At 40.3% G+C, this 19,666-nt stretch carries 13 protein-coding genes; all 13 read left to right on the forward strand.

Annotated features, from left to right (window positions below; translation table 11 throughout):
- The first annotated feature begins 192 nt into the window (after nucleotides 1-192).
- The 13 genes from VCHSUH04_RS08515 (at nucleotide 193) to VCHSUH04_RS08575 (ending at nucleotide 19,491) form a co-directional block, all read left to right on the forward strand.
- Complete coding sequence (locus tag VCHSUH04_RS08515) at nucleotides 193-1,455, forward strand: S-layer homology domain-containing protein (RefSeq protein ID WP_105086202.1); 1,263 nt, start codon at nucleotides 193-195, stop codon at nucleotides 1,453-1,455.
- A 606-nt stretch (nucleotides 1,456-2,061) separates the two neighbouring features.
- Nucleotides 2,062-3,273: a putative porin gene (locus tag VCHSUH04_RS08520; RefSeq protein ID WP_105086203.1), complete on the forward strand. Its 1,212-nt coding sequence runs from the start codon at nucleotides 2,062-2,064 to the stop codon at nucleotides 3,271-3,273.
- A gap of 288 nt (nucleotides 3,274-3,561) precedes the next feature.
- On the forward strand, nucleotides 3,562-4,374 hold the full coding sequence (locus VCHSUH04_RS08525; RefSeq protein WP_105086204.1) for a Cof-type HAD-IIB family hydrolase: 813 nt from the start codon (nucleotides 3,562-3,564) through the stop codon (nucleotides 4,372-4,374).
- Between the two features lie 12 nt (nucleotides 4,375-4,386).
- Nucleotides 4,387-5,301, forward strand: coding sequence for an RNase adapter RapZ (rapZ, locus tag VCHSUH04_RS08530; protein ID WP_105086205.1), 915 nt, complete (start codon nucleotides 4,387-4,389; stop codon nucleotides 5,299-5,301).
- Nucleotides 5,302-5,313: 12 nt separating this feature from the next.
- Nucleotides 5,314-6,663 (forward strand): gluconeogenesis factor YvcK family protein, encoded by a 1,350-nt coding sequence (gene yvcK / locus VCHSUH04_RS08535; RefSeq protein ID WP_105086206.1) that lies wholly within the window; start codon nucleotides 5,314-5,316, stop codon nucleotides 6,661-6,663.
- A gap of 15 nt (nucleotides 6,664-6,678) precedes the next feature.
- Nucleotides 6,679-7,626: a DNA-binding protein WhiA gene (gene whiA / locus VCHSUH04_RS08540; protein ID WP_105086207.1), complete on the forward strand. Its 948-nt coding sequence runs from the start codon at nucleotides 6,679-6,681 to the stop codon at nucleotides 7,624-7,626.
- A gap of 12 nt (nucleotides 7,627-7,638) precedes the next feature.
- Nucleotides 7,639-10,926, forward strand: coding sequence for an ATPase (locus VCHSUH04_RS08545; protein WP_105086208.1), 3,288 nt, complete (start codon nucleotides 7,639-7,641; stop codon nucleotides 10,924-10,926).
- A 353-nt stretch (nucleotides 10,927-11,279) separates the two neighbouring features.
- On the forward strand, nucleotides 11,280-12,230 hold the full coding sequence (locus VCHSUH04_RS08550; protein WP_105086209.1) for an aspartate carbamoyltransferase catalytic subunit: 951 nt from the start codon (nucleotides 11,280-11,282) through the stop codon (nucleotides 12,228-12,230).
- Entirely contained in the window at nucleotides 12,214-13,500 is a 1,287-nt protein-coding gene (locus VCHSUH04_RS08555; RefSeq protein WP_039969456.1) for a dihydroorotase, read from the forward strand. Before VCHSUH04_RS08550 ends, VCHSUH04_RS08555 begins: the two co-directional genes overlap by 17 nt.
- Complete coding sequence (gene carA, locus VCHSUH04_RS08560) at nucleotides 13,500-14,567, forward strand: glutamine-hydrolyzing carbamoyl-phosphate synthase small subunit (protein ID WP_105086210.1); 1,068 nt, start codon at nucleotides 13,500-13,502, stop codon at nucleotides 14,565-14,567. Before VCHSUH04_RS08555 ends, carA begins: the two co-directional genes overlap by 1 nt.
- Before the next feature lies 1 nt (nucleotide 14,568).
- Nucleotides 14,569-17,769 carry a carbamoyl-phosphate synthase large subunit gene (gene carB / locus VCHSUH04_RS08565; protein WP_105086211.1) on the forward strand — a complete coding sequence of 1,067 codons (3,201 nt, stop codon included), beginning with the start codon at nucleotides 14,569-14,571 and terminating at the stop codon, nucleotides 17,767-17,769.
- Between the two features lie 4 nt (nucleotides 17,770-17,773).
- Complete coding sequence (locus VCHSUH04_RS08570; RefSeq protein WP_105086212.1) at nucleotides 17,774-18,541, forward strand: dihydroorotate dehydrogenase electron transfer subunit; 768 nt, start codon at nucleotides 17,774-17,776, stop codon at nucleotides 18,539-18,541.
- Nucleotides 18,541-19,491 (forward strand): dihydroorotate dehydrogenase, encoded by a 951-nt coding sequence (locus VCHSUH04_RS08575; RefSeq protein WP_105086213.1) that lies wholly within the window; start codon nucleotides 18,541-18,543, stop codon nucleotides 19,489-19,491. The genes VCHSUH04_RS08570 and VCHSUH04_RS08575 overlap by 1 nt, the downstream gene beginning before the upstream one ends.
- Nucleotides 19,492-19,666 lie beyond the last annotated feature (175 nt).

Genomic DNA, 19,666 nt, shown 5'->3' on the forward strand with positions numbered 1-19,666 from the left:
AGATGTGTATAAGAGACAGGTGATATATTCTAATCACAGCAAGGCACCACTAATAAAGAGGTGAGACTGTGATAGAAAATATAGTCGAGGAAACGTGGACACTCCTAATATATCTTTCATAGTTATACCACTTATACAGTGAATGTCTTCTGATAATATAAATTCTTATTTATAAGAAAGAAGGAATTCATTATGAAAAAACAATTTGCAACAATTTTTGCAGCAACAGCAGTATTAGGTGTAACAACAGCATTCGCTGCTAACCCATTCTCCGATGTAACTCCAGATAGCTGGGCATACCAAGCTGTATCCCAATTAGCACAATCTGGTATCGTTAATGGTTACCCAGACGGCACTTTCAAAGGCCAAAACAATATCACTCGTTATGAAATGGCTCAAATGGTAGCTAAAGCAATGGCTAACCAAGATCGTGCTAATGCAGAACAACAAGCAATGATTAATCGCTTGGCTGACGAGTTCTCCAATGAGTTGAACAGCTTAGGCGTTCGCGTATCTCGTTTGGAAGACCGTGTAGGTAATGTAAAAGTAACTGGTGATGCTCGTATCCGTTACCAAGGTTCTGAAGATAAAGGCGTTTACAAAAATAACAGTAAATCCTTAACAGATGGCCGTGCACGTGTTCAATTCAACGGTAAAGTAAATGATAAAACTGAAGCTGTTGTTCGTGTAAAAGGTAATTACGAATTCGGTGATTCTACAAAAGGTGCTGATGCAACAATTGATCGTGCTTATGTAGATCACAAATTTGGTAATAGAGTATCTGCTAAAGGTGGTCGTTTCCAACAAACAATTGGTGGCGGTTTAATGTACGATGATACATTTGATGGTGCTCAATTGAACGTAGGTAATGACAAAGTTCAAGTACAAGGTGCTTATGGTTACATGATGGATGGCGCTGCTGATGGTAACTCCAAATCCGATAACCCTTCCGTAGCTTATGTAGGTGTTAAAGGTAAAGTTGGTCAAGAATCCACAGTTGGTGGTTTCTACTCTAAATTATCTAGCGGTAACTTGAACCATAACGGTTCCACAGTAAGCTCTGATGGCCAAGACGTATACGGATTCAATGCAGACTTCCGTAAAGATAAAGTTTGGGTTGGTGGTGAATGGTTAAAAGCTTCCAACGTAAATGATTCCCAAGCTTGGACAGCTGGTGTTGGTTATGGTAACTACGACATCGCTAAAAAAGGTACATGGGATGTGAAAGGTCAATACTTCAACCAAAAAGCTAACGCTCCAATCGTAAGCTCCACTTGGGACCAAGCATATGACTTAACAAATACATCTAATGGTTACAAAGGTTACATGGCTAGCGTAAACTACGCAGTTCAAGATAACGTAGGCTTATCCGCTGGTTATGGTTTCAACTCTAAAGACCAAAAAGGTAACGATCTTTCCGATTTCTACCGTGCAGAATTAAACTACAAATTCTAATTCCCTTACAAACAAAAAAGACTTCTTCGGAAGTCTTTTTTTGTTGTATATAGATAGATAATATTTACTTTTGTATATAATAGTATATATATAGTAAAATAAATCTATATATAGTGAACGTTAAAAATTAATTTGATTGGTATATATAGAGGGCTGTTACACAATATATTGTATGAGGTGTTTATGAACCATTTATGCATAAAATGGGCATGTACTAATTAATAATGGTTTAATTGATTAGCACAACTTAATAATATATATGATAATAAATCTCATCTAGTGTAAAAAAAGATAAATTTGATATTTTTAGTAAAAAAAAATATATCTCATAAACGTAGATAATAAGTGAATTTTAGGGCATTTTAAATTATAAAATTTTTATAATGAGAATGAAATTGAGAAAAAAGGGTTTACACGAAAATTTGGTTGTGCTAATATCACCCTACAAGAAGTAACAAACACATGAAACGAAGAACTTCGATGTAGAATGTGGCGAGGAAACGTGGACACTCCCAAAAATTCTTATTCTGAAGAACAGAGTAGAATGTGAATGTTATGACTTGTAACATTTTATATTTCTATTTTTCAGAAAGAAGGAATTCAACTATGAAAAAACAATTAGCAGCAATCTTTGCAGCAACAGCAGTTTTGGGCGTAACTACTGCATTCGCAGCTAACCCATTCTCCGATGTAACTCCAGATTCTTGGGCATACCAAGCAGTTTCCCAATTGGCAGCAGCTGGTATCGTTAATGGTTACCCAGATGGTACTTTCAAAGGCCAAAACAACATCACTCGTTACGAAATGGCTCAAATGGTAGCTAAAGCTATGGCTAACCAAGACCGCGCTAACGCTGAACAACAAGCTATGATCAATCGTTTGGCTGATGAATTCTCCAACGAATTGAACAACTTGGGCGTTCGTGTAGCTCGCTTGGAAGACCGCGTAGGTAACGTAAAAGTTACTGGTGATGCTCGTCTTCGTTACCAAGATGCTGAACATGCTAAATCCAAATTCGACGCTCGTGCTCGTGTACAATTCAACGCAAAAGTAAACGATCGCACTGACGCAGTTGTTCGTTTGACTTCTGGTAACTTCGAATTGGGTAACTCCCAAAACGGTGGTAACTCCAACGCTACAATCGACCGCGCTTATGTAAACCATAAATTCGGCGAACGCGTATCCTTGAAAGCTGGTCGTTTCGGCCAAACTATCGGTGGCGGCTTAGCATTTGATGGTACTTTCGACGGTGCTCAATTGAACGCTGGCAACGACAAAATTATGGCTCAAGCAGCTTACGGTTACATGGTATCCGGTGAAGCAGCTGGCTTAACTAAAGACCAAAACGTAACTAACACTTACCTTGGCTTAAAAGGTAAAGTAGGTAAACACACTATGCTTGGTGGTTTCTACGATCGTGTAAACCAAGATAGCACTAATGGTTACAAAAATATCTACGGCTTCAACGCTGATGCTAACTTCGACAAAGTTTGGGTTGGTGGCGAATGGTTGAAAGACTCCCACGTTGATGAATCTCAAGCTTGGACTGCAGGTCTTGGCTTTGGCGACTACAACATCGCTAAAAAAGGTTCTTGGGATGTTAAAGGCCAATACTTCAACGCTAAAGCTAACGCTCCTATCGTTGATACTACTTACAACCACCTTTACACTACAAATGCTAAAGGTTGGATGGCTTCCGTTAACTATGCATTGCAAAACAACGTTGGCTTGTCCGCTAACTACGGTTTCGACTGGAAAACTCAAGACGGTGCTGATCTTAACGACTTCTACCGTGCAGACCTTAACTACAAATTCTAATTTGATAGTTAACCATATAAAAGGGACTCCTTCGGGAGTCTCTTTTTTTATGAATAATCTATAGATTCCTATAACAAATTGATATAGAATGCCTTTTATTATGCAATTTTGATAATTAAAGATCAACTTATATACAAATAATACTTATCTTTTATTTTGTGATTTATAAGCTCTGTTACTGGGAGAAGTAAAATATTTTTGATAGAGGATTACTGTATATTTCTATCTATATAAGTATTATAAATGGTATAATAAAGAGTATTAGATTTTCTTGTGAAGGAGGTAAGAATGAATCCTTCTTTTTCTCATATAAAAATGGTAGCCATCGATTGTGATGAGACGTTAGTTCGAAGTGATAATACAGTTTCTGCGTATACAGTTGATGTATTGCATCGCTTGCAGCAGAAGGGAATTGGTATAACAATTGCAACTGGACGCATGTATCAAACGGCAAAACCAATTGGATTAGCATTACAACTTGGTAATGTTCCTATGATACTGTTCTCTGGTGGTTTAATCCAGGAGTTAGAAACGGGATATAAGCTATTTGAACAAACTGTTCCTATAGATGTCGTATATCGTGTTTTTCAACTCGGTCAACAATATAGTTGGCATATACAATCGTACGTAGATGATCATTTACTGTGTCATCATAAAAATTGGCAATCCGATCATTATGAACAGCAAACAGGGGCTGTAGCTGAGTTTTTAGGTGATACAATTTATACACTTTCTTCAGAACCCAATAAGCTCATTGCTATCGATACAGAAGAAGGAATCGATAGAATTATTGATATCTTGACCCCATTAGTTGGTAATCAAGTTACATTAGTGCGTAGTCAACGAGATTTCCTCGAAATCACTGCACCGAATGTATCAAAAGGGCGTGCATTAGCTCAATTAGCTCTAGATAATAATCTTAGTCTTGAAAATATAGTTTCCTTTGGAAATGCAGAGAACGATATTTCTATGTTAAGTGAAACGGGATATTCGGTAGCTGTTTCAAATGCAACAGAACATGTAAAATCTGTGGCTAATGAAGTATGTGGTCATCATAATGAAGATGGTGTAGCTCACTGGATAGAAAAGAATCTTTTATAATGGAGTAAAACTATGGAAGCATTTCGTTTATTAATTGTTACAGGCATGTCTGGTGCCGGCAAAACTCAGGTTCTACAAGCATTAGAGGATATGGGCTATCTATGTATTGATAATATTCCTCCTATACTGATTCCTAAGCTAAGTGAAATTTGTCGACAAGGTGGAGAACGTACAAACCGTGTAGCTTTAGTTGTAGATATTCGCGGTGGTGAATTCTTTGAAGCCCTTTCATCATCTCTTGAAACATTAAGAGAAATGAAGGTAGATTATGAAATTGTCTTTATGGATGCTACAGATGAGACGTTAATTAGACGATATAAAGAAAGTCGTCGCAGCCATCCACTGGCTCCAGATGGGATGATCACTACAGGTTTGAAAGAAGAACGTCAGATATTAAATTCTGTACGACATAAAGCAGACTTCATTATTGATACAACGAATATGAAAACTGCGAGCCTCAAAGAGTATTTAAAAACTCGATTCACTCAAGTTGACGAAGGACATGGCATGTCTATTACAGTTGTAAGCTTTGGCTTTAAATATGGATTACCATTGGATGCGGATATGGTTTGGGATGTTCGATTTTTACCAAACCCATTCTACATTCCAGATTTCCGTCATAAAACAGGTCGTGTGAAAGCTGTAAATGAATATATTCATTCTTTTGAAGTTACAGAGGAATTTAAAAAGCGTTATTTTGATACCATTGATTTTCTTGTGCCTAATTATGAACAAGAAGGGAAGTCTCAATTTATCGTTGCTGTAGGCTGTACAGGTGGTATGCATCGATCTGTGGCTATGGCAGAAGCATTATATTCGCATCTATTAGAAAACGGCTATCGCGTTTCTGTAGAACATCGAGATATGATGAAAAATAATGTAGAAGAAGATTATAATCCTCATGAAATTAAAACATTTGGTAACTAGATAGGGGTTCATATGTTGCGAAAAAGATGGTTTCGGTGGCTTATTCCGGGCCTAAATATAAAACGTTGGCTTGCCCTATTTAGTTGTGGTGTAGGTCTTTTAATCATAGGCATTTCATTGATATTTAATTATCAATGGCTTGCCGTTCTTGAAGATATTGTATTAGCCTTTTCTTATAATATGACGGGCTTTTACAATTATAATGTGCTCATTGCTGTAGGCGCTGTTGTACTATCGATTGGCGCTGTGTTAATGTTAATCGGTACGAGTAAGGTTATTAAAACGATTATTCGTGCTGTATTACCTAATCCTGATAGTAAGGTGTCAGATATTATTTTCCAAAATATACGCCTCGATAAAGGTCCTAAAATCGTTGTTATCGGCGGTGGTACAGGATTGTCTAATCTATTGCGTGGATTGAAAACACACACATCTAATTTATCAGCTATTGTTACAGTAGCTGACGATGGTGGTTCATCAGGTCGTTTACGGGAAGATTTTAAAATGATTGCCCCTGGTGACTTACGAAACTGCTTGGTCGCATTAGCAGAACAAGAAGGGGTTATGGAAAATCTTTTCCGCTACCGCTTTGAAGGGGAAAATGAGCTATCTGGACATAGTTTTGGCAATCTCTTTATTACAGCACTTGCTCAAGTATACGATGGCGATGTGGAGGAAGCACTTGAAGCAGCTAGTAAATTACTACGTGTACGCGGTCGTGTAATTCCTTCATCTACAGAGTTCATTAAATTGGTAGCTGAGATGACAGATGGTACCATTGTAGAAGGTGAAAGTAATATTCCAAACTCTGGTAAAACCATTCGCCATATGTATAGCGAACCGGCGCAACCAAAGCCGGAAGGTGCTGCGTTACGTGCTATCGATGAAGCAGATGTCATCATTTTTGGACCGGGTAGTTTATATACAAGTATCATTCCAAACTTGTTAACTGATAAAATTGCATCTCATATACGTGCTAGTAAGGCAAATAAAATTTATATTGCCAATGTTATGACTCAACCTGGAGAAACTTCAGGTTATACGCTTAGTGATCATGTGGAGGCACTCATCGCTCATGGTGGGGAAGGTATTGTAGATACCGTACTGGCAAACGATGGTCCACTACCAATTCAAATGGTAGAACAATATAGTGCCGTAGGTTCAGAGCCTGTAGCATTAGATACTAAGAAACTACAAGCTAAAGGGATTCGCACGATTCGGGCTACTTTAATTAGTCCGAAAAAGCCAGCTGTTCATGATCCAGAACGGTTGGGTAAAGTAATTATGGATATTGTTCACGCCATGCAATCGGATACTGAACCACATATCTTAGAGTATTATCTCCAACGAGATGATCATTAATGAGAAGGGATACCTATGTCATTTGCTGAAGATGTAAAAAATGAATTATGCCAATATGAATCCTCTAGTGATGCAGATGTGGCCATGAAAATTGAAGCGTCTTGCTTATTGCGCATGGGTGGATCTATCATTTTAGGGATGAAGGGCGCTGTTGGTATTAGATTAGCTACTGCAAATAATGCAGTAGCTCGTCGCTTGTTAGGCATCTTAAAGAAACAATATGAATTGCCTACCAATGTATTAGTACGACAAGGGCTTAACTTGCGTAAGAAAAATATGTATACCTTATCTGTGGAGCCATCCATAGAAGGGCGACAGGCTTTAGAAGATCTTGCTTTATGGCCTGTAACTGAACAAATTCCTCGTAGTTGGCTTAAATCTATGGAGGCACGACGTGCTTTTTTACGGGGTGCTTTTTTAGGTGGAGGATCTGTTAATAAGCCACAAAGTGATTATCATCTTGAGTTTATGACGGGGAATGAGAATTTTGCAAAGGAAATTATACATGTATTGCGGTTATTTCATATTCATGCAGGTTTGACTGAGCGTAAGGAAGAGTATGTAGTATATCTTAAAGAAGGGGACGCTGTAACGAATTGCTTGCAGATTATGGGGGCTCAATCAGCCTTGATGGAGTTTGAAAATGTACGCATTATGAAGACTGTGCGAAATCAAATCAATCGGCAAGTAAACTGTGAGACAGCCAATTTACAAAAGGTTGTAGATGCTGCAGTACGTCAGGTAAAAGCAATTCGAATCATCGATAGAGAAATTGGCATTGATGCATTGCCTGACAAGTTGAGGATTGTAGCCAGACTGAGATGGGACAATCCAGAAGCGAGCTTAAAAGAGCTAGAAGAATTGATGGATGGCGAATTATCCAAGTCGGGTATTGGTCATCGTTTAAAGAAAATCGAAGCATTAGCACTTACGTATGACCCTATGGGGCTTGAAGAAATATAGAGGTATTAATATATGTTTTCTTATAAATCAAAATATTGTGTAGCTGCGGCCATGGCCGCCATGGCTGCGCTTACAGGCCATGTAGAGGCTCGTGATATAGATTTACAATCAATTGGATATTTTCAGTTTTCTCCGTTGCCACCAAGCTTGGTGTCTCAAACGGATACATTGCTATTATCGGATAGCCCTGAATATGTAGGCCCAGTAGGCGGTACACTTAGTGCTGGTACCATTAATGGGAATGGCCGTATTTATTTTTATCACGTAAATGAAATGGATCAACCCCATAAGATTGCTATTGTACTAGAAAATCAAACGGCATATCCTAATACTGTTCATGTAATGAGACAGCTTAAATCTGTGGCAACGCCAGATTATTTTGCTGCTGGTCGCGATTTATCCCGCAAGGATTTAGAGCATCCTTTAGATGAAAGTCCTAATGCGAGACCTTTATATTCGCTAAGCATTCCGCCCCAAGGTCGACAATTAATCTTTACTGATTTAGAAAATACACCGGTATATCAAGATGCATTATTTACAGGCATTGTAGATATTAAAACAGAGGCGCCAATCTTTGCTCGCGTTATGATGCTACCTATGGGCATGGACGCCGTTGATGCATCACATTGGGCTAAGAACTTACCTATTGATGAAATTCAATTGCGCGGTACATATACTGGTTCTAAGCGTAATATGGAGGTTACCACGCCTTTTGATACTGCTTTAGGCGGTGCTTTTGTTGAAGTTGGTAATGACCGTGAGGATGCCTTTATCAATGGTGTAGATGAAATGCAAAATAAAGCATTTGTTCGTGACCGTGGTAACTATGGTGTTTCATACACTTTAAAAATTCCTACAAAGGGTAATGAACCGTTTAGATTGTATTTTAACCCTCTTGGTGGGCCATATTCTGGCTCCTTTACGGTAAAAGCACTTCATCAACAAGGTGCCCGTAGAGGTCAAACCGATACGCGTACCTATCATATCGGTGGTGCTGATGGGATTACTGCACTAGGGGACGGTACTATATTAGATAGCCGTCTTATGGGTAATTATAATGCAGGCGATTTGTTAACATTAAACTTCATGCCGGCAGGTGCATCTAATTTGCCAATACGATTCTTATTGATTCCTGAATCTCTTGCAAATCCACAAAAACATCAGACTATTGCGGTCAATGTACCAAAAGATGTAACAGACAGTTTGGGTCATCCAACTCAAAGTGGTACACAAATTCCTGTAGGTCCTATCAATGGTAAAGATAGCAATAAGGGTACTGTAGATACATCTAAATCTACTATGACTCCTGCAAAACAGGCAGAAACAATTGCTCACGAAGAAACAAAAAAATTGAGCGATAAAGCAGCTGCTGATGCTAAAAAAGAGGCACAACTTAAAAAAGCGAAAGAAGCTGAGGAAGCATTAGCTCGTAAAAAAGCGGAAGAAGCTAAATTAGCTGCCGAAAAAGCAGAAATAGCACGCAAGGCTGCAGAAGCTAAACATGCTGAAATTGAGCGTAAAATGGCTGAGAAAGCTGAAGCTGATCGTAAGGCTGCCGAGTTGAAGGCTGCTCAAGAGGCGCAAGCTGCTAAAGACAAAGCGGCCTTAGAAGCGAAAAAGGCTGAGGAAATGCGACAAGCAGAAGAGGCTAAACGCTTAGAGGCAGAAAGAAAAGCTGAGCTTGATCGAAAGGTAGCTGAAGCTCGTAAGGCCGAAGAAGAACGTAAAGCTGAAATGGCGCGTATTGAAGCTGCTAGAAAGGCCGAAGCCGATCGTTTAGAAGCAGCACGTAAAGCGGAGGAAGCTCGTGTAGCGGCCGAAGCAAAACGTCTTGAAGAAGAACGTAGAATTGAAGCGGCTCGTATTGAAGCAGCACGAAAGGCAGAAGAAGCTAGACAAGCCGCTGAAGCTAAGGCTCGTTTTGAAGCACAACGGGCAGCAGAAAAGGCTGCATTAGAAGCTAAAAAAGCTGAAGAAGAACGCTTAGCTGCAGAAGCAAAAGCTCGCTTAGAAGCACAACGAAAAGCAGAACAAGAAGCATTGGAAGCTCGTCGTGCCGAAGAAGCACGTAAAGCGGCCGAAGCGAAAGCTGCATTAGAAGCCCAACGTGCAGCTGAACAGGCTGCGTTAGAAGCAAAACGTCAAGAAGATGCTCGTAAAGCGGCAGAAGCAAAAGCAGCCTTAGAAGCACAACGTATTGAAGCGGCAAGAAAAGCTGAAGAAGCACGTCGTGCAGAAGAAGCGAGAAAGGCTGAGGAGGCAAGAATCGAAGCGGCCCGTAAAGCAGAGGAAGCTCGTGTTGCAGCAGAGGCTAAACGTGCAGAAGAAGCGCGTAAGGCTGAAGAGGCAAGAATTGAAGCGGCCCGTAAAGCAGAAGAAGCGCGTAAGGCAGAAGAAGCACGCCGCGCAGAAGAAGCACGTCGCTTAGAAGTAGCTAAACTTGAGGCACAACGCAAGGCTGAACAAGAACGACTTGAAGCGGCTCGTAAAGCTGAAGAAGCTCGCGTTTCTGCTGAAGCAAAACGTCAGGAAGAATTGCGTAAGGCCGAGGAAGCTCGAATCGCAGCTGAAGCAAAACGGGCAGAAGAACTTCGTAAGGCTGAGGAAGCTCGAATCGCAGCCGAAGCGAAACGTGCAGAAGAAGCTCGTAGAGCAGAGGAAGCTCGTCGCATAGAAGAAGCTAGACGAGCAGAAGAAGCGCGTAAAGCCGAAGAAGCTCGTATAGCTGCTGAGGCACGTAAGGCTGAACAAGCTAGATTGGCTGCAGAACGAGCAGAAGCTGAACGTCAAGCAGCAGAGGCAAAACGTATTGCTGAAGAACGCTACCAAGCTCATTTAGAAGCGGAACGCAAAGCAGAAGAAGCTCGTCAACAAGCACTTGCACAAGCTGAAGTGGAACGTAAAGCAAAAGAACGAGCTGAAGCAATTCAACGTGTCAAAGAACAGCAAGAAAATGCTCGTCGTCGTGCAGAGCTTGCACGTCAACAAATTGAGGCAGAACGTAAGGCTGCTCAAGCGGCTAAGACAGGACCTTCCTTCAGTGAACTTGATGACGTCCACGAAGATACTCCTTCCGTAACGATTCCGAATGCTGTATCTATTGATGAATTGACTAAACCAAGACCGACTGCATCTCAAAATACACGTCGTCGTGATCAACGTCAACCTCAGCATAATCAACAATATGCACAACAGAATCCAATGACTTATGATCAACAAGGTCAAGCTCCATATGGTTCACAGCAAGATCAACAAAATGATGATCAAAATCCACCAAGATTATATCCTATGAATCGATAATCCATGATCATAATAATAAAAACTAGTAATGTCTAATTATAGGTTTTGGGGATTCGGATAATGATGTAAGTATAGAGAGGACAAGCCACTTTACTGGGCTTGTCCTCTTTTTAAAATACTTATGAACTTTCGCTTTTACATTGACTTTCAAGGGCAGATTCAGTACAATAAATAAAGAAAATGCACCTATGGTACGAGAGACCATTGCATAGTACAAAACCTTTTAATTTAGTCCAGAGAGGCTGAGAAAGGAATATAGTTGAAGCGCCCCCATAAGGGCTTCTTTGTGCAAACTATTTGACCTTTTGCCCTGGGCAAAAGGTCTTTTTTGTTACGTGAGTTAGGAGGAAATCATGGGACAAGTTAGCCTAAAAGGCAAACATTTATTGGGTTTGCAAAATGTGTCACCTGAAGAAATCAAATTGATTTTGAATGTGGCAAAGAAAATGAAGAAAATCGTTCTTTCTGATGATAAGAAGGTTCCACTTTTAAAGGGGAAATCTATTATTAACCTCTTTATGGAGCCAAGTACTCGTACCCGTAGTTCCTTTGAATTAGCCGGCAAATATTTAGGGGCTGACGTTATCAATCTTTCTCCTAGCGGTTCTTCCATGGGTAAAGGTGAAAGCTTCCGTGATACTTTGCTAACATTATCCTATATGGGCACGGATGCTATCGTAATGCGTCATAGTGCAGAAGGGGCTCCTCTATATGCTACTAAAGCAGTAGATCCTATTATTATCAATGCTGGTGATGGCGCTCATGAACATCCAACACAAGCATTATTAGATATGTACTCCATTTTAGAGAAAAAAGAATCTATTGAAGGCTTAAAAGTTGTTATCTTAGGCGATATTATGCATAGCCGTGTAGCAAGATCTAACATTTATGGCCTTACAAAAATGGGTGCTAAAGTCCATTTGGCTGGCCCTCGTACAATGGTATATCCAGAGCTCGAAAAATTAGGTGTTACCGTTCACCACGATATTCGTGAAGCAGTGGCTGATGCAGATGTAGTTAACGTACTTCGCATTCAATTAGAACGTATTCATTCTGCATTGTATCCTACAAATAGAGAATATGCACGTATCTTTGGTATTAATAATGATGTATTGAAATTGGCTAAAGATGATGTAATGGTAATGCACCCAGGTCCTATGAACCGGGGCCTTGAAATTGCACCAGATGTAGCATATTCTGATCAATCCGTAATTCAAGAACAGGTACGTAATGGCGTAGCTGTACGTATGGCGGTATTGTACTTAACTATTATCGGAGGTGACGGTAGTGAGCTTGCTTATTAAAAATGGTACGGTAGTTAATCCGGCAAAAAAACAAAACGAAGTAGCAGATGTTCTTGTAAAAGATGGTAAAATTGCAGCCATCGGACAAAACTTGAGTGCTGAAGGCGCTGAAGTATATGATGCAACAGGTCTTATCGTAGCACCGGGCCTTATCGATATTCACACACATTTACGTGAACCAGGCCAAGAGGCGAAAGAAGACTTCCACTCCGGTACACAAGCGGCTGCAGCAGGTGGTTTCACACGTGTTGTAACTATGGCTAATACAAATCCAGTTGTAGATAATGCTGCTCTTGTAAGAGGCTTACAAAAACAGGCTGAGCTTACAGGTGTTGTAAAAGTAGAATTTATTGGTGCTGTATCAAAAGGCCTTGAAGGCAAAGAACTTGCTGAAATGGGTGATATGGCAGAAGCCGGTGTAGTAGCCTTCTCCGATGATGGTCACTATGTAGAAAATGCTGCGTTTATGCGTCGTGCCTTAGAATACTCCTCCATGTTCAATAAAATGGTTATCGACCATGCGGAAGACATTACATTGACTAAAAATGGTCATATGCATGAAGGTATCGTTTCTTATGAATTAGGTGTTATTGGTCGTCCTGCAGTAGCTGAAGATTTGGCTGTTGCTCGTGACATCTTGTTGTCTGAAATGACAGGTGGTCACATTCATATTGCTCACGTAAGTAGTAAAAATACTGTAGATATGGTTCGTCGTGCAAAAGCAAAAGGTCTTAATGTAACATGTGAAGTTACAAGCCAACATTTATCTTTCACAGATGAATATTTACGCGAATATAACCCAGCGTTCAAAATGGCTCCTCCAATTCGATCCGAAGATCATCGCCAAGCATTATTAGAAGGCTTGAAAGATGGCACAATTGATGCAATTATTACAGACCATGCACCACATGCGTATGAAGAAAAAGACCATGAGTTCTGCTGTGCACCAAATGGTTTCAGTGGTCTCGAAACATCTTTGGCAGCGGTTATTACTAATGCATATGGTCCAGATAAACTCAGTATTGACCAAGTTGTGTACTATATGAGTACACGTCCAGCTGAATTAATGCGCCTTGATGCAGGTGTTCTTGAGGTTGGTAAACCAGCAGATATTACTGTATTCTCTACAACAGAAGAGTGGACAGTAGATCGAAATAAATTTTATACAAAAGGCAAAGTCAGTCCATTTGATGGTATGACTGTTACAGGTAAGGCCAAACTTACAGTAGTTGATGGCAAAGTAGTTATGAAGGAGGGCGTAGTCTTATAATGAAAGGCAAGTTAGTTCTTGAAGATGGTTCCGTGTTTGAAGGTTCCTTATTAGGTGGCGCTCCTACATTAGGGGAAGTTGTATTTAACACAGGTATGACAGGGTATCAAGAAATCTTGACTGACCCGTCCTATGCGGATCAAATTATTACATTAACATATCCTTTGATTGGTAATTATGGTACATTGAATGCTATTACTCAAGGTCCTAAACCATATTGTAAAGGCTTTATCGTAGGCGAACTGTGTGATTTCCCATCTAACTGGCAAAATGAAGGGCTATTTAGCGAGTATCTTCGTTTACACGGCATCCCTTGCCTTTATGATGTAGATACACGTGCTATTACACGTGTTATTCGTAATCATGGTGTAATGAAAGGCGTACTTGTACGTTCTGATTACCCTATGGAAGATATCCAAAAATTATTTAAACAAGACTTGCCAACAGATCAAGTTATGCGTGTAACTACAAAATGGCAAGGTATGCGTGGCGATAAAAATGCAGAGTTCCATGTAGCTGTAATGGACTATGGTGTAAAAGAAAATATCCTTCGTTCTTTAGAAGCAGCTGGTTGCCGATTAACAGTGTTCCCTGCAGATGCTAAGGCTGAAGATGTATTAGCAGCAAATCCAGATGGTGTGTTCTTATCCAACGGCCCTGGAGACCCTCAAGATCTTGGCTATGCCGTAGAAGAGGTAAAGAAATTGTTCGGTAAAAAACCTATCTTCGGCATTTGCATGGGTCATCAAGTATTGGCACAAGCCTATGGTGGTGCAACATTTAAATTAAAATTTGGTCACCGTGGCTCTAACCATCCAGTACAAGATTTACGTACAGGCCGCGTATATATTACATCTCAAAACCATGGCTATGCAGTAGATGATACTTCCTTGCCAGACTTTGTAGAAATTACACATCGCAGTGTAAATGATGGCACTGTAGAAGGAATGCGCCATAAAGAATTGCCTATTTTCTCTGTACAATATCACCCAGAAGCGTCCCCAGGACCTACTGATAATCTATATTTATTTGACGAATTTGAAGACTTAATGAGAAAGGGAAAATAATATGACCACAGAAGCAAAAAAAGTACTTGTAATTGGTTCTGGTCCAATTATTATCGGCCAAGCTGCAGAGTTTGACTATGCTGGTACACAAGCATGCCGTTCCCTTCGTGAAGAAGGTTATAAAGTAGTATTGGTTAACTCCAATCCTGCTACAATTATGACTGATACAGATATTGCAGACCGCGTATATGTAGAACCAATTAGTCTTGAATTCGTAACAGAAGTAATCAAAAAAGAACGCCCTTGGGGCTTATTGGCTACATTAGGTGGCCAAGTAGGTCTTAATATGGCCGTACAATTGTCTGAAGCTGGCGTATTAGAAGAATACGGTGTAAAACTTCTTGGTACAACTCTTGAAGCAATTAAACAAGCCGAAGACCGTGAGCTATTCAAAGAAGCGATGAAGAAAATCAACCAACCAGTTCCTGAATCCGATATCTTTAATGATCTTGAAGAAGCTGTAGCCTTTGCTAATCGCATTGGTTATCCTATCATCATCCGTCCTGCATATACATTGGGTGGTACTGGTGGCGGTATTGCACATAACGAAGATGAAATGTATGAAATCACACGCCGTGGTTTGAAACTTTCACCAATCCATCAAATTTTGGCGGAGCGTTCAGTTGCAGGTTGGAAGGAAATCGAATACGAAGTAATGCGCGATAGTGCAGATAACTGTATCATCGTATGTAACATGGAAAATATCGATCCTGTTGGCGTACATACTGGTGACTCCATCGTTGTGGCACCAAGCCAAACATTGAACGATATTCAATACCAAATGCTTCGTACTGCATCTGTAGAAATTATTCGTTATTTGAAAATCGAAGGTGGTTGTAACGTACAATACGCCTTGAATCCTAATAGCAATGAATATATCGTTATCGAAGTAAACCCTCGTGTATCCCGTTCCTCTGCATTAGCATCTAAAGCAACTGGCTATCCAATTGCGAAGGTAGCTGCAAAAATTGCAGTAGGCATGACATTGGATCAAATTACAAATGCTGTAACAGGCGAAACAAAAGCATGCTTCGAGCCTACACTGGACTATGTAGTAACTAAGTTCCCACGTTGGCCATTTGAAAAATTCAATTTGGCAGACCGTACATTGGGCACTCAAATGAAGGCGACTGGTGAGGTTATGGCTATCGATCGCTCTTTAGAAGGTTCTTTGTTAAAAGCTATCCGTTCCTTGGAAATTGGTTTAGATCATATTGAACTTAAGAAAATCGGTCATGAGTCCATGGAACAATTGATTGAACGTTTACATTTAGTAGATGATGAACGTATCTATGTTGTAGCAGAAGCCCTTCGCAAGGGGATTAGTGTAGAAAAAATTCATTACATTACAAAAATTGATACATTCTTTATTGAAAAAATCAAAAATATTGTTAATGTAGAAAAAGCGTTAGATGAACATGGATTAACAGAAGAGGTCTTGCGCAAAGCAAAACGTTATTCTTTCACTGATTCTGTTATTGCTCGTTACGCTAATACAACTGTAGAAGATGTTCGGGCAAAACGTAAAGAATGGAATATTCTTCCAACCTATAAATATGTAGATACATGTGCTGCAGAATTCGAATCTAAAACACCATACTACTATAGTGCTTATGCACAAGAAGATGAAGTTAAACCACTAGGTGAAAAATCCGTTGTAGTACTTGGTTCTGGTCCAATTCGCATCGGTCAAGGTGTAGAGTTTGACTACTGCTCTGTGCATTCCTCTTGGGCACTTCGTAAAGCGGGTTACCAATCTATTATGATCAACAATAACCCAGAAACGGTGTCTACAGACTTCGATATTTCTGATTCCTTGTACTTCGAACCATTAACAGTGGACGATGTAATGGAAATCATTGATAAAGAAAAACCAGCTGGCGTTATTGCTCAATTTGGTGGTCAAACAGCTATCAACTTGGCGGGTCCATTGGCTAAGCGCGGTGTAAAAATTCTCGGTACATCCGTAGATAGCATCGACATGGCGGAAGACCGTGAACGTTTTGATGAATTATTGGCAAAACTTGGTATTCCTCGTCCAGTAGGTGCTCTTGTAACCTCTGATGAAGAAGCCCTAGCAGCAGCTAAAAACTTGAAATATCCATTAATCGTTCGTCCTTCTTATGTATTGGGCGGTCGTGCTATGGAAATCGTATACAACGATAAAGAACTCGATGTATACATGAAGGAAGCCGTAGTAGCATCTAAGGAACATCCAGTACTTATCGACCGTTACATGGTTGGCATGGAGGTAGAGGTTGACGCTATTTCCGATGGTACTGATGTTTGTATCCCTGGCATTATGGAACAAATCGAACGCGCCGGTGTTCACTCTGGTGACTCCATGGCCGTTTATCCAGCTCAACATTTAAGTCAAGAAATTATAGATCAAATTGTTGATTATACACGCCGTATTGCAATTGGCCTTAATGTTAAAGGTGTTCTTAATATTCAATATATTGTGGCTGATGGGGAACTTAATGTTATCGAAGTTAACCCTCGTTCTAGTCGTACCGTACCATTCATTTCTAAGGTTACAGGTATCAATATGGTTGAATGTGCAACACGAATTGCCCTTGGTGAAAGCTTAAAAGAATTAGGCTTGCCACTTGGTCTTGTACCTAACAAGCCATATGTAGCTGTAAAAGCACCTGTATTCTCCTTCTCCAAAATGGGCCTTGTAGAAATCGCTCTTGGACCTGAAATGAAATCTACCGGTGAGGTTATGGGTATTGGACGTACATATTCTGAAGCTTTATTTAAAGCAATCAATGGCGCCAACATGCGTATCCCAGAAGATGGTACAATTCTCATGACGGTAGCAGACCGTGATAAAGAGGAAGCTAGTCAATTAGCAAAAGGCTTTATTGAATTGGGCTATCACATTGAAGCAACTGGTGGTACTGGTAAATACTTCAAAGAACATGGCGTTGACTGCAAGGTAGTTAACAAAATCTCTGAAGGTGATGACAACTGTGCTGACCACATTCGTCAAGACAAAGTCGATCTTGTACTTAATACATTGACTGCAGGTAAACGTCCTGAACGTGAAGGCTTCCAATTGCGTCGTCTTGCGGTAGAAATGGGTACACCATGCTTAACAAGTCTCGATACAGCTCGCGAAGTATTGCGCGTTGTAGCAAACCGAAAAGATGATGCTAACTACAACGTAGAAGCATTACAGGATTTTGAATTGGAGTAAAACCATGAGTGGCTATGTAGAACAGGGCGAAGTCGTTCGCAATGAGCAAATAGGCTCTGATGTGTGGATTATGGATATTCACGCACCAAAACAGGCAGCAGAAGCAAAGGTAGGACAGTTTTGTAATGTTCGCGTAGCGAACTCTACGGCGCCATTATTGCGTCGCCCTATTAGCTATGCTGGATTCGATGTACAAAAGGGGACTATTACCCTTTTGTATCGCGTCGTAGGCAAGGGAACTGAAATTATGACACATCTCGTGCCTGGTGATACATTAGATTGTTTAGGACCTTTAGGTGAACCATTTGTAACATCTAATAATATGCTACTTGTTGGTGGTGGTGTTGGTATTGCACCGATGCTATGCATAGCGTCTCACTTGCAAAACGGTGAAGAAGCACAAGTTATTTTGGGCTTTAGAAATGAAAGTGAAACCTTCTGGGCAGACTTATTCAAAGATACGCCTGTAGAGGTGCATATCACTACTGATGATGGTAGCGTAGGTACAAAAGGTTTCCCTACAGCGATTATGCCAGAACTTATTAACGCTAATACGTTCACATCTGTTATGACTTGTGGTCCTACACCGATGATGAAGGGTGTCGCACAAGTTGCTAAAGAGCTCAATGTACTATGCCAAGTATCTCTTGAAGAACGCATGGGATGTGGTACAGGCGGTTGTTTAGGCTGCGCTTGTGATGGTGCTGGTGGCAAACGTTATAAAGTTTGTAAAGATGGTCCTGTATTCCCAGCTGAGGAGGTGTTCTTTTAATGAGTGAACGCGATTTAAATAACACCGTTACGCCTAATCCAAAGCTTGCTGTAGATTATTGCGGGATTAAGATGAAAAATCCTATTATCGCTGCGTCTGGTACCTTTGGTAATGGTCCTGAGTATGCTGGTTATTTAGACCTTAGTAATGAAGTAGGTGCTATTTCGGTAAAAGGATTAACGCCTAAAGGTCGCCATGGTAATCCAGGAACTCGTATTGCAGAAACACCATCTGGTGTATTAAACTGTATTGGACTTGAAAATCCAGGGGCAGAACATTTTGTTACAGATATTTTGCCAGACCTCAAGAAATATGATGTACCATTGCTAGCCAATATGTCTGCTGGTACAGTGGAGGAATTTGCGTGGATGGCAGAAACATTATCTGTAGATGGTATTGCAGGCCTTGAAGTTAATGTATCTTGCCCAAATGTTGCCTGTGAAGGAATGGCTTTTGGTATAGATCCAAAGGTAGTAGAACAGGTAACAAAAGCGGTTCGTAAAGTAACAGATAAGCCTGTTATTGTAAAACTTTCACCAAATGTTACGGATATTGTGGAAATCGCAAAGGCTGTAGAAGCTGGTGGTGGTGATGGGGTAAGCCTCATTAATACCATTCTCGGCATGGCTATAGATATCCATCGTCGTAAACCTGTTTTGGGTAATATTTATGGTGGTTTATCTGGGCCAGCTGTTAAACCGGTTGCACTTCGCATGGTGCACCAAGTGTATAAAGGGGTCAATATTCCTATTATGGGCCTTGGTGGCATTATGACAGGCACTGATGCTATTGAATTTATGATGGCTGGTGCACAAGCAGTTCAAGTTGGGGTTGCTACGATGGTAGATCCGACGGCTATTTCTCGTATTGCTCGTGAAATGGGCGATTATGTGGAACAATATAATCTTAACAGCATTACTGATATAGTAGGTGCTGTACATCAAGGGTAGTAATAGCTTGTAGCTAGTAAATGTAAGGACTAAAATTTTACTTGTGTAGCTTAGATGGATTACCACACATATTAAGATTACAAAGAAAAGACCTAGTACATAATGTACTAGGTCTTTTCTTATGTATTGTATTGGTATATAACATAGGGTAGGTACCAATCGTGGAAACTGTTGA

The sequence above is a fragment of the Veillonella sp. T14073-2 genome, from assembly GCF_002959875.1.
GTDB lineage: Bacteria > Bacillota > Negativicutes > Veillonellales > Veillonellaceae > Veillonella > Veillonella infantium.

Coding starts and splice junctions, on each gene's coding strand:
- VCHSUH04_RS08515 (WP_105086202.1), top strand. CDS start 193: ATGAAAAAACAATTTGCAACAATTTTTGCAGCAACAGCAGTATTAGGT.
- VCHSUH04_RS08520 (WP_105086203.1), top strand. CDS start 2,062: ATGAAAAAACAATTAGCAGCAATCTTTGCAGCAACAGCAGTTTTGGGC.
- VCHSUH04_RS08525 (WP_105086204.1), top strand. CDS start 3,562: ATGAATCCTTCTTTTTCTCATATAAAAATGGTAGCCATCGATTGTGAT.
- rapZ (WP_105086205.1), top strand. CDS start 4,387: ATGGAAGCATTTCGTTTATTAATTGTTACAGGCATGTCTGGTGCCGGC.
- yvcK (WP_105086206.1), top strand. CDS start 5,314: ATGTTGCGAAAAAGATGGTTTCGGTGGCTTATTCCGGGCCTAAATATA.
- whiA (WP_105086207.1), top strand. CDS start 6,679: ATGTCATTTGCTGAAGATGTAAAAAATGAATTATGCCAATATGAATCC.
- VCHSUH04_RS08545 (WP_105086208.1), top strand. CDS start 7,639: ATGTTTTCTTATAAATCAAAATATTGTGTAGCTGCGGCCATGGCCGCC.
- VCHSUH04_RS08550 (WP_105086209.1), top strand. CDS start 11,280: ATGGGACAAGTTAGCCTAAAAGGCAAACATTTATTGGGTTTGCAAAAT.
- carA (WP_105086210.1), top strand. CDS start 13,500: ATGAAAGGCAAGTTAGTTCTTGAAGATGGTTCCGTGTTTGAAGGTTCC.
- carB (WP_105086211.1), top strand. CDS start 14,569: ATGACCACAGAAGCAAAAAAAGTACTTGTAATTGGTTCTGGTCCAATT.
- VCHSUH04_RS08570 (WP_105086212.1), top strand. CDS start 17,774: ATGAGTGGCTATGTAGAACAGGGCGAAGTCGTTCGCAATGAGCAAATA.
- VCHSUH04_RS08575 (WP_105086213.1), top strand. CDS start 18,541: ATGAGTGAACGCGATTTAAATAACACCGTTACGCCTAATCCAAAGCTT.